The following is a 15,564-nucleotide window of genomic DNA, read 5'->3' as shown; positions in this document are numbered from 1 at the left end:
GCGATAGCAGACTAATATCACCCACTTGCTTTTATTAAAAATTGCTCAAGTTCACGGCTGTACTATCCGATACAACGGCAATAGCCTGACCCTGGCCCAAGGGCGGCGAGCAAAAAATCGGCATCGGCATGCGGTCATAGGGCGATACGCGCGTGTTCGGGTCCGGTTCTTGCTGTTCTGAAGTAAGGTGTAAAAGGGTCACACGCTCCCAGCACGGATTGAAGGAATAGCCATTTGAAGCTGGAACTCAAGAACAGCTTGTCTGTGAAGATGTTGCGCGTGGTATTGCTTTCGGCGCTGATCGTCGGTGTCGTTCTCAGCTGTGCGCAAATCGTGTTCGACGCATACAAGACTCGTCAGGCCGTGGCCAGCGATGCCGAGCGCATCCTTGACATGTTCCGTGACCCTTCCACGCAAGCGGTATACAGCCTTGACCGCGAAATGGGCATGCAGGTGATCGAAGGTCTGTTCCAGGACGACGCCGTGCGCATGGCCTCCATCGGCCACCCCAATGAAACCTTGCTGGCGGAAAAGGAACGGGCCCTCAAGACGTCCTCGACCCGCTGGCTGACCGACCTGATCCTCGGCCAGGAACGTAGCTTCACCACCCAGCTGGTAGGCCGCAGCCCCTACAGTGAGTATTACGGTGACCTGCGCATTACCCTCGACACCGCCACGTACGGCGAAGGCTTCATCATCAATTCCTTCATCATTTTCGTTGCCGGTGTGCTGCGCGCCCTGGCCATGGGTCTGGTGCTGTACCTGGTCTATCACTGGCTGCTGACCAAGCCCCTGTCGAAAATCATCGAGCACCTGACCAATATCAACCCGGATCGTCCCAGCGAACATCAGTTACCGGTGCTTGAAGGCCACGAGAAAAACGAACTGGGTATCTGGGTGAGCACGGCCAACCAATTGCTGGCGTCCATCGAACGCAACACCCATCTGCGCCACGAAGCGGAAAACAGCCTGCTGCGCATGGCCCAGTACGACTTCCTCACCGGCCTGCCCAATCGTCAGCAGTTGCAACAGCAACTGGACAAGATTCTGGTTGATGCCGGGCGCCTGCAACGTCGGGTCGCGGTGATCTGTGTCGGCCTGGATGACTTCAAGGGCATCAACGAGCAGTTCAGCTATCAGACCGGCGACCAATTGCTGCTGGCCCTGGCCGATCGCCTGCGCGGTCACAGCGGCCGTCTCGGTGCCTTGGCACGACTGGGCGGCGACCAGTTCGCGCTGGTCCAGGCCGATATCGAACAACCGTACGAAGCTGCCGAGCTGGCGCAGAATATCCTCGATGATCTGGAAGCACCGTTCGCCCTGGATCAGCAGGAAATCCGCCTGCGCGCGACCATCGGTATCACCCTGTTCCCCGAAGACGGCGACAGTACCGAGAAGCTGCTGCAAAAAGCCGAACAGACCATGACCCTGGCCAAGTCGCGCTCGCGCAATCGGTATCAGTTCTATATCGCCAGCGTCGACAGCGAAATGCGCCGCCGCCGCGAACTGGAAAAAGACCTGCGCGAAGCCATGCCCCGCAACCAGTTGTATCTGGTCTATCAACCTCAGGTCAGCTATCGCGATCATCGCGTCGTCGGGGTTGAAGCACTGATTCGCTGGCAGCATCCGGAACACGGTCTGGTCCCCCCGGACCTTTTCATCCCCCTGGCGGAACAGAACGGCACTATCATCGCCATCGGCGAGTGGGTGCTGGACCAGGCCTGCCGCCAACTGCGTGAATGGCACGATCAGGGCTTCAGCGACCTGCGCATGGCGGTCAACCTGTCCACGGTGCAGTTGCACCACTCCGAACTGCCACGGGTAGTGAATAACCTATTGCAGATCTACCGCCTGCCCCCACGCAGCCTTGAACTGGAAGTGACCGAAACCGGCCTGATGGAAGACATCAGCACCGCGGCCCAGCATCTGCTCAGCCTGCGCCGCTCCGGTGCACTGATCGCCATCGATGACTTCGGCACCGGCTACTCGTCCCTGAGCTATCTCAAAAGCCTGCCGCTGGACAAGATCAAGATCGACAAGAGCTTCGTGCAGGATCTGATGGACGACGACGATGACGCCACCATCGTGCGCGCCATTATCCAACTGGGCAAAAGCCTGGGCATGCAGGTCATCGCCGAGGGCGTGGAGACCATTGAGCAGGAAAACTACATCATCGCCGAGGGCTGCCACGAAGGTCAGGGCTACTTCTACAGCAAGCCTTTGCCTGCCCGTGAACTGCTGGCGTACCTGAAACAGGCGCAACGGACCAACGCCGCGATCCTGTAGACAGGGTTTGCGAACACATTGTGGGAGCGAATTCTGTGGGAGCGAATTCATTCGCGAAGAGGCCACTACACTCGACGCATTTGTATCGTCCGTAAGTCCCTCTTCGCGGATAAATCCGCTCCCACAAGGTTTGCACCACCTGAAATATCTACCTCCTCGTCTGTCATCGAAATCACTTGTTACAACCCCGCCCCGCGATACCCCTTCCCTGGCGGCCTTTCGCCTTTACACAGAATGCAAATCTTTCGCATTATGTCGCAGCTTTTTTCGGCGCCCCGCGCCTTCAACTTTCTCGACGCAGGATTCCGTCATGATTCGTATGCCTCTGGCCACGGCCAGTCTGCTGGCCATCGCTGTTTCCCTCGCTGGATGTGGCGAAGGCAAGGATAAAGCCGCCGCTCCAGCCGCCCCGACGCCCGCTGCCGCACCTGCTCCGGCGCCTGCCGCTGCACCTGCGGCGCCAGCCGCCGCAGCAGCCCCTGCCGCCAGCCAGACCAACGATGCCGCCGCCAAGGCAGTGGTCGCCAACTATGCCGGTATGGTCTTCGCCGTGTTCAGCGACGCCGAAGCCAGCGCCAAGACCCTGCGTACCGCCGTCGACACCTTCCTCGCCCACCCCGACGACACCACGCTCAAGGCCGCACGCGAGGCCTGGCTGGCGGCGCGGGTGCCCTACATGCAGAGCGAAGTCTTCCGCTTCGGCAATACCATCATTGACGACTGGGAAGGCCAGGTGAACGCCTGGCCCCTGGACGAAGGCCTGATCGACTACGTGGCCAAGGACTATCAGCACGCCCTGGGCAACCCTGGCGCCACCGCCAATATCATCGCCAATACGGAAATCCAGATCGGCGAAGACAAGGTCGACGTCAAGGAGCTGACGCCGGAGAAACTCGCCAGTCTCAACGAACTGGGCGGCTCCGAAGCCAACGTCGCCACCGGCTACCACGCCATCGAATTCCTGCTGTGGGGCCAGGACCTGCACGGCAATGCCGCCGGTGCCGGCGAACGTCCGGCCTCGGACTACGTCGAGGGCACTGGCGGCACCGGCGGCCATAACGACCGCCGTCGCGCCTACCTGAAAGCCGTTACCGACCTGCTGGTCAGCGACCTCGAACAGATGGTCAACAACTGGAAGCCGGGGGTGGCCGACAACTACCGCGCCACACTTGAAGCCGAGTCCGGTGAAAGCGGCCTGCGCAAGATGTTCTTCGGCATGGGCAGCCTGTCCCTGGGCGAACTGGCGGGCGAACGGATGAAAGTCGCACTGGAAGCCAACTCCAGCGAAGACGAACACGACTGCTTCAGCGACAACACCCACAACTCGCACTTTTATAACGCCAAGGGCATCCAGAACGTCTATCTGGGCGAGTACACCCGCATCGACGGCACCAAGCTCAGCGGGCCGAGCCTGTCGTCCCTGGTGGCCAAGGCCGATCCAGCCACCGATGCCGCATTGCGCGCCGACCTGCAAGCCACCCAGGCCAGGATGCAGGTCCTGGTCGACCGCGCCAACAAGGGCGAGCACTTCGATCAGTTGATCGCAGCAGGCAACACCGAGGGCAACCAGATCGTGCGCGACGCCATCGCTTCCCTGGTCAAACAGACCGGCGCCATCGAACAGGCTGCGGGCAAGCTGGGCATCAGCGACCTGAACCCGGATAACGCTGATCACAAGTTCTGATCCATCTGATTGCAACATATGTGGGAGCGAATTCATTCGCGAAGAGGCCAGTACATCCGACATATTTCCGTCGCTTGAATGAAACCTTTCGCGAATGAATTCGCTCCTACAATCGCACTCCTGCAGATGATATGGCTCCTCCCAGACAAATCGTTACAAGCCATTTCCACACCCCCCTTTCAAACGATAACTGCTCTTATTGGCTGATAAGCTTGCTCGCCCCAATTTCCGGTGTTGCAGAACCTGTATGACCATGCGGTTGCGCCTTTCATTTGTCCTGTTCTCGGCCATGGCCCTGAGTGCATGCGATGACGCCCCACGCTTTACCCAGGCCGAGCCGGGGGAGGCGTTGTCGGGTGGCCGCACGACCGTCAACAAACAGGATCAGAATGCCTTCTCCCTGCCGTCGGCCAACCTCTCTCCTACCCGGCGCCTGGACTTCAGCGTCGGCAACAGTTTCTTCCGCAGCCCCTGGGTGATCGCCCCCTCCACTACCACTGCCCGTGATGGTCTCGGCCCGCTGTTCAATACCAATGCCTGCCAGAACTGCCACATCAAGGATGGTCGCGGTCACCCGCCCGAGAATGGCGCCGATAATGCTGTGTCGATGCTGGTGCGCCTGTCGATTCCCGACGACCCGGCCCAGGCCGAGCTGATCAAGCGTACCGGTGTGCTGCCTGAACCGAGCTATGGCACGCAGCTACAGGACATGGCCATCCCCGGCGTAGCCCCCGAAGGTCGGGTGCGAGTGGAATACGACTACCTGCGCGTTGCTTTCCGCGATGGCAGCCATATCGAGCTGCGCGAACCGACGTTACAAATCACCCAACTGGGCTACGGTCCGATGCATCCCGAAACCCGAGCCTCGGCGCGGATTGCTCCGCCGATGATCGGCCTCGGTCTGCTCGAAGCGATCCCCAATAGGGCGATTCTCGACAATGCCGACCCGGACGATCAGGACGGCGATGGCATCTCCGGACGCGCCAACTGGGTGTGGGATGACGCCCTGCAAAAGGTCGTCCTCGGCCGTTTTGGCTGGAAGGCCGGGCAACCGACCCTGAATCAGCAGAATGTCCACGCCTTCGCTGGCGATATGGGCCTGACCACGTCCCTGAACAGAAGCGACGATTGCACGACAGTGCAGATTGACTGCCGCAACACACCCAATGGCAATGGCCCCAATGGCGAGCCCGAGGTCAGCGACAATATCCTGCGCCTGGTGCTGTTCTACAGCCGCAACCTGGCCGTACCGGCGCGGCGCAATGTCGGTGACGCCGAAGTGCTCAAGGGCAAGAACCTGTTCTATCAGGCCGGTTGCCAGGGTTGCCACGTTGCGCAATACACCACCCGCGCCGACGCCGCCGAGCCGGAGCTGGCCAATCAGACCATCCGCCCCTACACCGATCTGCTGCTGCATGACATGGGCCCTGAGCTGGCCGATAACCGCAGTGAATTCCAGGCCAGCGGACGCGAATGGCGCACGCCGCCGCTGTGGGGCATCGGCCTGACCCAGGCGGTCAGCGGCCACACCCAGTTTCTCCACGATGGCCGCGCCCGCAACCTCATGGAAGCGATCATCTGGCACGGCGGCGAAGCCCAGGCGGCACAACGCCAGGTACTGGCCTTCGATGCCCAGCAACGTCAAGCGCTGCTGGCCTTTCTCAATTCATTATGATTTTTCTTCTTTGATAGGAGCCGGACATGTTCCGCCCCAAACTGTTATTCACCAGCCTCGCCGCCCTGGCGCTGGGTGCCTGTTCGCCGGCAGACCCACAGGCCGTCACTTCGGCAGCCATCGCCAAGCAGGTGATCCTGCCGACCTACAGTCGCTGGGTCGAGGCGGACCGCAAGCTGGCCCTCAGCGCCCATGGGTTCTGCCAGGGCAAGGTCGACTTGCAGACCGCCCGCGCTGACTTCCTCCACGCGCAGAAAACCTGGGCCGAGCTGCAACCCTTGCTGATCGGCCCGCTGGCCGAGGGCAATCGAGCCTGGCAAGTGCAGTTCTGGCCGGACAAAAAGAACCTGGTCGGCCGTCAGGTCGAACAACTGCTGGCCGCCAAGCCCCAGGTCAGTACCGAGGAGCTGGTCAAGTCCAGCGTCGTCGTGCAGGGCCTGTCGGCCTACGAATACATCCTGTTCGATGCAGGGATTGACATGGCCTCGGCCGAACAGAAAGCCCGCTATTGCCCGCTGCTGCAAGCCATTGGCGAACGTCAGAAAGCCCTGGCCGAGGAAATCCTTGGCAGCTGGAACAGTACCGATGGCATGCTGGCGCAGTTGAGTAAATTCCCCAACCCGCGCTACGCCGATTCCCACGAAGCCATTGCCGAGTTGCTGCGGGTGCAGGTCACGGCACTGGATAGCCTGAAGAAAAAGCTCGGCACGCCTCTGGGTCGCCAGACCAAGGGCATTGCCCAGCCGTTCCAGGCCGAGAGCTGGCGCAGCAATGCGTCGATCAGCAGCCTGGAAGCCAGCCTCAGCGGCGCCGAGACCGTCTGGGTCGGGGTCGACAACAAGGGCCTGCGCGGCCTGTTGCCCGCCGGGCAGAAAGCCCTGGCCGAGAAGATCGACGCCGCTTATGCCAATAGCCACAAACTGCTGACCGGGCTGACACTGCCCCTGGTCGACCTGTTGGCCAGCGACACTGGTCGCCAACAGCTTAATGCGGTCTACGACAGCCTCAACGCCGTGCATCGTCTGCATGAAGGCGAACTGGCCAAGGCATTGGGCATCCAACTGGGTTTCAACGCCAACGATGGCGACTGATCGAGGTATCCGATGATGTTGCGACGCCAGGCACTCGCCCTCGGCAGCCTGCTTCTCAGCGCCTGTACGCTGGGGGGCTGGACCCTGTTTCGGCAAACAGGCCAGGATCCGCTGCTACTCTCCGCCCGGGATGACAGCGATGGCCAGCATTATGCCGTGGGTTATCGCCTCGATGGCAAGCAGGTCTTCGCCACTCGAGTCGCCCAGCGCTGCCACGACATCATCAATCACCCGACGCTCAATCTGGCGTTGTTCGTCGCCCGTCGTCCGGGCACCGAAAGCTATCTGATCGATCTGCGTGATGGGCGGCTGCTACAGACCATCACCTCGCAACCGAACCGGCATTTTTACGGCCATGCGGTGATTCACCGAGGCGGCGAATGGCTATACGCCACCGAGAACGACACCCGCGATCCCGGCCGCGGATTACTGGGTGTGTACCGCTTCGTCAATGAACGCCTGGTGCATAGCGGCGAGATCTCGACCCACGGCATCGGCCCGCATCAGGTGTCGTGGATGCCGGACGGCGAAACCCTGGTGGTGGCCAACGGCGGTATCCGTACCGAGGCCGAAAGTCGTGTGGAGATGAATCTCAACGCCATGCAGCCCAGTCTGGTGCTGATGCAGCGCGACGGTACGCTGCTGAGCAAGGAAACCCTGGCCCAGCAGATGAACAGCGTGCGCCATCTGGGCATTGCCAGTGACGGCACCATCGTCGCCGGGCAGCAGTTCATGGGCGATGCCCATGAGCGTTCCGAGCTGTTGGCAATCAAGCGTCCTGGGCAACCGTTCCAGGCGTTTCCAGTCGAGGATCAACAACTGGCCGCCATGGGCCATTACACCGCCAGCGTGGCCGTGCACAGCGATTTGCGGCTCGTCGCACTCACCGCACCACGGGGCAATCGCTTCTTTATCTGGGATCTGGACAGTGGCGCGCTGCGTCTGGACGCGGCCCTGCCCGATTGCGCCGGGGTCGGTGCGGTGACCGACGGCTTTGTCGTGACCTCAGGCCAGGGCCGCTGCCGTTTCTATGACTGCCGCGAAAGCGAGCTGCTGCCCAAGCCGCTGGATTTGCCGGCAGGTCTGTGGGACAACCATCTGCATCTGGTCTGAGTCAAACCTACGGGCTATGGCGTAATATTTGGCAATACAGCCATGCTGCACCAAAACAGCGCCAGGACTAAGGTACTCGGCTGTTTCACAGTCTCTCCAAGGAAATGGATATGTTGCGTCGCCGGATGCTGATCATGCTGGGCGTGGTGCTGCTCGTTGTGCTGTTACTCGCAGGCTATAAAGCCTGGTCGATTTACCAACAGATCCAGCAGTTCTCAGCACCCAAACCCGCCGTTGCCGTACCGGTAGCCGTCGCGGCTGAACAGCCCTGGCAGAGTCGTTTGCCCGCCATCGGCAGCCTCAAGGCCCTGCAAGGCGTGGACCTGAGCCTCGAGATCGCCGGCACGGTCAAAGCCGTATTGTTCGAGTCGGGCCAACAGGTCAAGGCCGGTCAACCGCTGCTGCAACTGGACAGCGACGTCGAAAAAGCCCTGCTCGGCACCGCCGAGGCCGACCTTGGCCTGGCCCAGGTCGAACATGGGCGCGGCAGCAAACTGGTGGGTGACCAGGCCATCTCCAAAGGCGATTTCGACAAGCTTGCCGCCCAACTGAAAAAAGCCAGCGCCACCGTCGCCCAGCTCAATGCCTCACTGGCGAAAAAGCGCATCCTCGCGCCGTTCAGCGGCACCATCGGTATCCGTCAGGTGGATGTCGGCGACTATCTGGCCAGCGGCAAAGTCATCGCCACCTTGCAGGACTTGAGCAGCCTCTACGTCGACTTCAACGTGCCGGAGCAGACCCTGCCGAAACTGGCTGTCGGCCAGGTCGCGCAGATCAGCGTCGCCGCCTACCCGCAACAGACCTTCGATGCAAAGATCAGCGCCATCAATCCCAGGGTCGACGACGCCACGCGCAACGTGCTGATCCGCGCCACCCTGCCCAACCCCGACAGCAAGCTGCTGCCGGGCATGTTCGCCAGTGTCCAGGTGCTGCTGCCGGGCGCAAAGAACCAGGTTGTCGTGCCCGAAGGTGCCATTACCTACACGCTCTACGGCAATTCGGTGTACGTGGTGGTGGAAAAGAAAGACGCCAAGGGCGAGTCGCAGTCAGTAGTCGAGCGGCGCTTTGTCGAGACCGGCGAGCACCGCGACGGGTACGTGATTATCAGCAAGGGCCTCAAGGCCGGGGAGCAAGTGGTCAGCGGCGGCCAGCTCAAGCTTAACGAGGGCACCCATGTCGCAGTCAGCCCGGACAAGACCCTGAAGCCCGCACAGAACAGCCCGTCCGGCGCGAACTGATCAAGGAATTCCCCATGGCTTTTACAGATCCGTTCATTCGTCGACCGGTGCTGGCCACCGTGATCAGCCTGCTGATCGTCCTGCTGGGTTTCCAGGCCTTCAGCAAACTGACCATCCGCCAGTACCCGCAGATGGAAAACGCCCTGATCACCGTGACCACGGCCTACCCCGGCGCCAACGCGGAAACCATCCAGGGCTACATCACCCAGCCGCTGCAACAAAGCCTGGCCAGCGCCGAGGGCATTGACTACATGACGTCGGTGAGCCGGCAGAACTTCTCGATCATCTCGGTCTACGCGCGGATCGGTGCCAACAGTGATCGTCTGTTCACCGAACTGCTGGCCAAGGCCAATGAAGTCAAGAACAAGCTGCCCCAGGACGCCGAAGACCCGGTGCTGAGCAAGGAAGCCGCCGACGCCTCGGCGCTGATGTATGTCAGCTTCTACAGCTCCGAGCTGAACAACCCGCAGATCACCGACTACCTGTCTCGGGTGATCCAACCAAAACTGGCGACCTTGCCGGGTATGGCCGAAGCCAAGATCCTCGGCAACCAGGTGTTCGCCATGCGCCTGTGGCTGGACCCGGTGCGCCTGGCCGGTTTCGGCCTCACCGCCGCCGACGTCACCGATGCCGTGCGCCGCTACAACTTCCTGGCGGCGGCAGGCGAGGTCAAGGGCGAGTACGTGGTGACCAGTGTCAACGCCAGCACCGACCTCAAGTCTGCCGGGGCCTTTGCCGCGATCCCCCTCAAGACCGCCGGTGACAGCCGGGTGTTGCTCGGTGACGTGGCGCGGGTGGAAATGGGCGCGGAAAACTACGACACCATCAGCTCGTTCGACGGTACACCTTCGGTCTATATCGGCATCAAGGGCACGCCCAGCTCCAACCCGCTGGATGTGATCAAGGAGGTTCGGCGAATCATGCCGGAACTGGAAAGCCAGTTGCCGCCGAACCTGAAAGTGTCCATCGCCTACGATGCCACGCTGTTTATCCAGGCCTCTATAGACGAAGTAACGAAGACCCTGATCGAAGCAGTACTGATCGTGATCGTGGTGGTGTTCCTGTTTCTCGGCGCCCTGCGCTCGGTGCTGATCCCGGTGATCACCATTCCCCTGTCGATGATCGGCGTGTTGTTCTTCATGCAGCTGATGGGCTACTCGATCAACCTGCTGACGCTGCTGGCCATGGTGCTGGCCATCGGTCTGGTGGTGGACGATGCAATCGTCGTGGTCGAGAACATCCACCGGCATATCGAAGAAGGCAAGACGCCCTTCGACGCCGCGCTGGAAGGGGCGCGGGAGATCGCCATGCCCGTGGTGTCGATGACCATCACGCTGGCGGCGGTATATGCCCCCATCGGCTTCCTGGAGGGCCTGACCGGTGCCCTGTTCAAGGAATTCGCCCTGACCCTGGCCGGGGCCGTGGTGATTTCCGGCATTGTCGCCCTGACCCTGTCGCCGATGATGTGCGCCCTGTTGTTGCGCCATGATCCCAACCCCAGCGGGCTGGCCCATCGCCTGGACATGATCTTCGAAGGACTCAAACGCCGTTACCAGCGCCTTCTCCACGGCACCCTCAATACCCGGCCAGTGGTCATGGTGTTTGCCGTGATCGTGCTGTGCCTGATCCCGGTACTGCTCAAGTTCACCAAGTCGGAACTGGCGCCGGATGAGGACCAGGGCATCATTTTCATGATGTCGGCCTCACCGCAGACCGCTAACCTGGACTATCTCAACCGCTACACCGACCAGTTCCTCGAGATATTCAAGGCCTTCCCCGAGTACTACTCGTCGTTCCAGATCAATGGTTTCAACGGTGTACAGACCGGCGTCGGCGGCTTCCTGCTCAAGCCCTGGAACGAACGCCAGCGCACCCAGATGCAGATCCTGCCCGAGGTCCAGGCCAAGCTGGCGGACATTCCCGGCCTGCAGGTATTCGGCTTCAACCTGCCGTCGCTGCCGGGCACTGGCGAAGGCCTGCCGTTCCAGTTCGTGATCAATACGCCCAACGATTACGCCGCCCTGCTGGAGGTGGCCGAGCGGGTGAAAAAACGCGCGGAAGAATCCGGCAAATTCGCCTTCGTCGACCTCGATCTGGCCTATGACAAGCCGGAAGCGGTGATCGAAATTGACCGGGCCAAGGCCGCGCAGATGGGTGTGTCCATGGCCGATCTGGGCGGCACCCTGGCGACGCTGCTGGGTGAAGCGGAGATCAATCGTTTCACCATCGATGGGCGCAGCTACAAGGTCATCGCCCAGGTGGAACGGCCTTACCGGGACAACCCACAATGGCTGAACAACTATTACGTGAAGAACAGCGAAGGCAAGCTGCTGGCGCTGTCGACCCTGATCACCGTCAGCGACCGCGCCCGGCCGCGTCAGTTGAATCAGTTCCAGCAACTCAATTCGGCGATCATCTCGGGCTTTCCTCTGGTCAGCATGGGCGAAGCCGTGGATACGGTGCGCCAGATTGCCATTGAGGAAGCGCCACCGGGCTTTGCCTACGACTACGCCGGTGCTACGCGCCAGCTGGTGCAGGAAGGCAGCGCGTTGTGGGTCACCTTCGGCCTGGCCCTGGCGATTATTTTCCTGGTTCTGGCGGCGCAGTTCGAAAGCTTCCGCGACCCGCTGGTGATTCTGGTCACAGTGCCGCTGTCGATCTGCGGCGCGCTGATCCCGCTGTTCCTTGGTCTGTCGAGCCTGAATATCTATACCCAGGTCGGGCTGGTGACCCTGATCGGGCTGATCAGCAAGCACGGCATCCTGATCGTCGAATTCGCCAACCAGCTACGCCGGGACAAGGGTCTGTCGCCACGGCAGGCCGTGGAAGAAGCTGCGGCCATTCGCCTGCGGCCGGTACTGATGACCACCGCGGCGATGGTATTCGGCATGGTGCCGCTGATTCTGGCCAGCGGCGCAGGCGCAGTGAGCCGCTTCGATATCGGTACGGTGATTGCCACGGGGATGTCGGTGGGGACGTTGTTTACCCTGTTTGTGTTGCCGTGCGTGTATACGTTGCTCGCCTCAAAAAAGGCATATGCCTGACACGCGATTACGGTGGGACCGGCTTTAGCCGGGAAGGCGATATAACTGGCGAAAAATTTTATCGCTCATGGCTCTGCCTTCCCGGCTAAAGCCGGTCCCACAGTTCCAGTTCCAACGCCAAAGGTTCGACAGGAAAAAGAAAGGCCCCGACAAGCGGGGCCTTTCAGGTTAAAGGTGATTTCAATTTTGCGGCCCCGCTCCCTGAGCCAGGCCGAACATGAACAGCAGCAAATCCTGATCGGGTTTGACTGCTGCATGATGCTGGGCAACCCGTGGCAACAGGCAATGACCTTCGCCGTGTACCGTGCTCAATATCTTAGTACCAGGCTGTTCCCACGCTGCCAGGGCAACGGCGGTAATCGCCAGAGACCCCAGCAGAAACAAACCTCGTGCCATTTCTAGCTTCATCTATCTAAACCTTTGATAGCGCTGCCAAACGCTGCTTCGTAAAGGTAGATGAACTTCTGCCAGTCTGCAGGCTTGAACGACGAGTGGCGGCGCAGTTGTTTGATGTCGTGTTGCGCGGCGCCGTAGGCAGTCCAGCGGCGACGGCATTTCTCGAGATCGAGCAGGGCGACCTCGGCTTTGGCGGTTTCGCCCTCCCCTGTAACCCGCACGAAAACATGCTTGATATACAGGCAACTGTGCTGCCAGCGCCCCAGGTGCATGCGTGCCAGGTTCTGGGCCAGCTCGGCAAGGATCTGATCGTGCACCACTTCGCCATAACGCTCGCGACCACCGGCGGCGTACCAATTCTCGATTTCATCGAAGCCATCCAGCGCGGCGGTGACCAACAAAGCCTGCCACTGCTGGTTTTCATCACGCCGGGCGCCGCTGAAGATCATCTTCGGCACATTGACCTGTAGCTGGCGCAGGCCTTCAAGGGCATCGCGCTCGCGCAATACCGTCGGGCGGCCAAATGGATGCAGCCAGCTGCGATAGATATGCCCGGTCTGGCGCTTGATGTAGATCAGCCGACCGTTTTCAGTGAACACACGTTGCACGCCACTTTCGCCGCCACGACGAACGTTGGGCTCTTCCACCCACTCGCCGCGCTGACTCCAGAAGTAATTGAAGCGATCGCCTTTGCTACCTGTCGATCCAGCTACAACATCCACGCCCATTCTCTGACCTCTTGTGTAAGGACTCACTTACCCTGCGATATGAACGGCAGGTCGTAACGAATGCAGACGCGGTCGGTAGATAAACACACGCTATACTGCAAGGATCGTTCTGACAACCTCAGGGGCAATGAGTGCGGTACCACGGTAAGTTTTAGTTCGACGCCCGTGTCATCCGGGCTTTCGATAAGCTTTATCTTGCACAGCCAAAAATTGTACGCCCTTGACCAGGGTTATTTCCGGGTTTTACAGAGGCTTTACAAGTCAAAGACCATGGCAATGCGCTACTTAGTCCGCTTTCAACACCACACTGAAGCGGCATCCATTGGGCTGCATCGGGCTCAGCTCAACCGTCCAGCCCTGGTTTTCGCAGATCCGTTGCACCAGTGACAGACCCAGACCAAGGCCCTCGCCGCGCTGTTCATTGCCACGCACGAAGGGTTGGAACATGGCTTCGCGTTTCTCTTCGGGGATACCCACGCCGCTGTCTTCGACCAGAAAACCATTGCTACGCAGGGTCAGGGCGATAAAACCTTCGTCGGTGTAATGCAACGCATTGCGCAACAGGTTGCCCATGACCGCCAACAGGAACGTGGCGTTGTAGCTTTCCTGAGAAACGTCTTCATGGGTGTTGACCACCAGCTTCAAGCCTTTGCTCTCGATGGGCTTGCGCCAGAGCGAGAGCAAATGCTCGGCGGCCTGGCCGACCATGAGCCGTGGCGTCATGCTCGCGTCATCGCGCTGGGTCCGAGCCAACATGAGGAAAGTCTGCACCAGGTCGCGCATCTCTTCGCACGCCCTGGCGATGCGCTCGACCTGAGCGCGGGCCCGTTCATCAAGGGCCGAGTTTTCCAGCAGCAGCTCGCAGGAACTGGCGAGCACCATGAGAGGCGTGCGCAGTTCATGGCTGACATCGCTGGTGAACATGCGCTCGCGGGTCAGGGCCTGGCGCAAACGGCCGAGGGTGGCGTCGAAGGCCACCGCCAGTTCACCCACCTCATCGGAGGCGTAATCCGGCGCCAGGGGCGGGGCCAGCCCCAACAGCTGGTCGCGATGACGGACCTGCCGCGCCAGCCGCACCACGGGCGCCATGACCCGGCGAGCCAGGATCCAGCCGAGAAACACCGCCAGGGCCAACGCCAGGACAAAGCCCACCAACACGACGGCGAACAACACCTGTTCGCGCTCTTCGAAATCACTCTGGTCCTGCAACAACACATAACGGCGGCCATCCACCACTTCGACCATCGCGTGGTACGACAGCGGGCCGCGAAACACCTCGTGGAAACCGGGCTCCAGATGGCGCAGATCCTTGGGCAGATCGAAATCGCCGGGGCCGCCGCTGAAATAGAACAGTTGATCGGGCTCCGGCCTGTGACTCCAGTCGCTGACACTGTCCATCAGCAGCATGCGGTTGAGGTCGCCGCCAAGGCCCGCCGAGATCAGTTTCTCCTCGACCAGATGCACGGTCGCCACGATCCCCATGGCGAAGGACCCGGCCACCAGTGCACTCATCAAGGCAAAAGCAATGATGATGCGCTGGGCAAGGCTCTGCTTAAACTCCATCCCGGCCCTCGGCCAGGCGGTAACCTACGCCGTGCACGGTCTGCAACAGCGGCTTGGCGAACGGCTTGTCGATCACCTGGCGCAACTGGTGTACGTGGCTGCGCAGACTGTCGCTGTCAGGGCAGTCATCCCCCCACAAAGCTTCTTCAAGAATCTCGCGACGCAACACGTGCGGGCTTTTCTGCATCAACACCGCCAGCAGCTTGAGGCCGACCGGGTTGAGCTTGAGCAGACGCCCTTCACGGGTGACTTCCAGGGTGTCCAGGTCATAGATCAGATCGCCTACCTGCAAGGTCCGGCGGCCACCGCCCTGGGCACGACGCAATACCGCTTCGATACGCGCGGCCAGTTCCGACAGGGCAAATGGCTTGAGCAGGTAGTCATCGGCACCGGAACGGAAACCCTGGAGACGATCATCCAACTGGTCACGCGCCGTGAGCATGATCACCGGCGTGTCCCGGCGCGCGTCTTCACGCAGGCGCTTGCACAGGGTGTAGCCATCGATGCCGGGCAGCATGATATCGAGCACGATCAAGTCGTAGTGCTCGGTCGCCGCAAGATGTAAACCGGACAGCCCATCCTGGGCGCAGTCAACGGTGTAGCCCTTCAAACCCAGGTAATCCGCCAGGTTGGCCAGGATGTCGCGGTTATCTTCAACCAGAAGAATTCGCATGGAAATTGTCTCCAGATACAGTTTCGCTGGCGCAGCTTAAGGCCAACCGACGCCTAGGGCCAGCACAGGATGA

Annotated in this window: 11 protein-coding genes; 7 read left to right on the top strand and 4 right to left on the bottom strand. The window is 60.8% G+C overall.

All coding sequences use genetic code 11. The annotated features are described in order from the left end of the window. Positions 1-270 precede the first annotated feature (270 nt). From ACCD02_RS19825 to ACCD02_RS19795, 7 genes are all read left to right on the top strand, one after another. Entirely contained in the window at positions 271-2,286 is a 2,016-nt protein-coding gene (locus ACCD02_RS19825; protein ID WP_413305441.1) for a putative bifunctional diguanylate cyclase/phosphodiesterase, read from the top strand. Positions 2,287-2,596: 310 nt separating this feature from the next. Further along, a complete protein-coding gene (locus ACCD02_RS19820) occupies positions 2,597-3,970 on the top strand; it encodes an imelysin family protein (RefSeq protein ID WP_413305372.1) in 1,374 nt (457 codons plus the stop codon). A gap of 247 nt (positions 3,971-4,217) precedes the next feature. Continuing rightward, positions 4,218-5,645, top strand: coding sequence for a di-heme oxidoredictase family protein (locus tag ACCD02_RS19815; RefSeq protein WP_413305371.1), 1,428 nt, complete (start codon positions 4,218-4,220; stop codon positions 5,643-5,645). A gap of 26 nt (positions 5,646-5,671) precedes the next feature. Further along, positions 5,672-6,736, top strand: coding sequence for an imelysin family protein (locus ACCD02_RS19810; protein WP_413305369.1), 1,065 nt, complete (start codon positions 5,672-5,674; stop codon positions 6,734-6,736). 15 nt (positions 6,737-6,751) lie between these two features. Further along, entirely contained in the window at positions 6,752-7,849 is a 1,098-nt protein-coding gene (locus ACCD02_RS19805) for a DUF1513 domain-containing protein (RefSeq protein WP_413305438.1), read from the top strand. 110 nt (positions 7,850-7,959) lie between these two features. Beyond that, the gene (locus tag ACCD02_RS19800; protein ID WP_413305367.1) at positions 7,960-9,087 is read left to right on the top strand and encodes an efflux RND transporter periplasmic adaptor subunit; all 1,128 of its coding nucleotides are present in this window, start codon (positions 7,960-7,962) and stop codon (positions 9,085-9,087) included. A gap of 14 nt (positions 9,088-9,101) precedes the next feature. Continuing rightward, positions 9,102-12,131, top strand: a complete 3,030-nt coding sequence (locus ACCD02_RS19795; protein WP_413305365.1) for a multidrug efflux RND transporter permease subunit — start codon at positions 9,102-9,104, stop codon at positions 12,129-12,131. A 180-nt stretch (positions 12,132-12,311) separates the two neighbouring features. On the opposite strand, the gene ACCD02_RS19790 is transcribed toward ACCD02_RS19795, so the two are convergent. From ACCD02_RS19790 to colR, 4 genes are all read right to left on the bottom strand, one after another. Then, a complete protein-coding gene (locus tag ACCD02_RS19790; protein WP_413305363.1) occupies positions 12,312-12,539 on the bottom strand; it encodes a hypothetical protein in 228 nt (75 codons plus the stop codon). Beyond that, positions 12,536-13,255 carry a lipopolysaccharide kinase InaA family protein gene (locus tag ACCD02_RS19785; protein ID WP_413305361.1) on the bottom strand — a complete coding sequence of 240 codons (720 nt, stop codon included), beginning with the start codon at positions 13,253-13,255 and terminating at the stop codon, positions 12,536-12,538. Before ACCD02_RS19785 ends, ACCD02_RS19790 begins: the two co-directional genes overlap by 4 nt. 285 nt (positions 13,256-13,540) lie before the next feature. Beyond that, complete coding sequence (locus ACCD02_RS19780; RefSeq protein ID WP_413305359.1) at positions 13,541-14,818, bottom strand: sensor histidine kinase; 1,278 nt, start codon at positions 14,816-14,818, stop codon at positions 13,541-13,543. After that, positions 14,808-15,491: a two-component system response regulator ColR gene (gene colR / locus ACCD02_RS19775; RefSeq protein ID WP_413305357.1), complete on the bottom strand. Its 684-nt coding sequence runs from the start codon at positions 15,489-15,491 to the stop codon at positions 14,808-14,810. Before colR ends, ACCD02_RS19780 begins: the two co-directional genes overlap by 11 nt. Positions 15,492-15,564: the final 73 nt, after the last annotated feature.

The organism is Pseudomonas sp. Pseusp88, assembly GCF_047303955.1.
GTDB lineage: Bacteria > Pseudomonadota > Gammaproteobacteria > Pseudomonadales > Pseudomonadaceae > Aquipseudomonas.
Note: the sequence above shows the minus strand (reverse complement) of the source record. Positions and strands in the feature narration are given on the sequence as shown.

What these genes read in the sequence shown, in the direction of transcription:
- ACCD02_RS19825 (WP_413305441.1), top strand. Translation starts at nt 271, where the DNA reads ATGTTGCGCGTGGTATTGCTTTCGGCGCTGATCGTCGGTGTCGTTCTC.
- ACCD02_RS19820 (WP_413305372.1), top strand. Translation starts at nt 2,597, where the DNA reads ATGATTCGTATGCCTCTGGCCACGGCCAGTCTGCTGGCCATCGCTGTT.
- ACCD02_RS19815 (WP_413305371.1), top strand. Translation starts at nt 4,218, where the DNA reads ATGACCATGCGGTTGCGCCTTTCATTTGTCCTGTTCTCGGCCATGGCC.
- ACCD02_RS19810 (WP_413305369.1), top strand. Translation starts at nt 5,672, where the DNA reads ATGTTCCGCCCCAAACTGTTATTCACCAGCCTCGCCGCCCTGGCGCTG.
- ACCD02_RS19805 (WP_413305438.1), top strand. Translation starts at nt 6,752, where the DNA reads ATGTTGCGACGCCAGGCACTCGCCCTCGGCAGCCTGCTTCTCAGCGCC.
- ACCD02_RS19800 (WP_413305367.1), top strand. Translation starts at nt 7,960, where the DNA reads ATGTTGCGTCGCCGGATGCTGATCATGCTGGGCGTGGTGCTGCTCGTT.
- ACCD02_RS19795 (WP_413305365.1), top strand. Translation starts at nt 9,102, where the DNA reads ATGGCTTTTACAGATCCGTTCATTCGTCGACCGGTGCTGGCCACCGTG.
- ACCD02_RS19790 (WP_413305363.1), bottom strand. Translation starts at nt 12,539, where the DNA reads ATGAAGCTAGAAATGGCACGAGGTTTGTTTCTGCTGGGGTCTCTGGCG.
- ACCD02_RS19785 (WP_413305361.1), bottom strand. Translation starts at nt 13,255, where the DNA reads ATGGGCGTGGATGTTGTAGCTGGATCGACAGGTAGCAAAGGCGATCGC.
- ACCD02_RS19780 (WP_413305359.1), bottom strand. Translation starts at nt 14,818, where the DNA reads ATGGAGTTTAAGCAGAGCCTTGCCCAGCGCATCATCATTGCTTTTGCC.
- colR (WP_413305357.1), bottom strand. Translation starts at nt 15,491, where the DNA reads ATGCGAATTCTTCTGGTTGAAGATAACCGCGACATCCTGGCCAACCTG.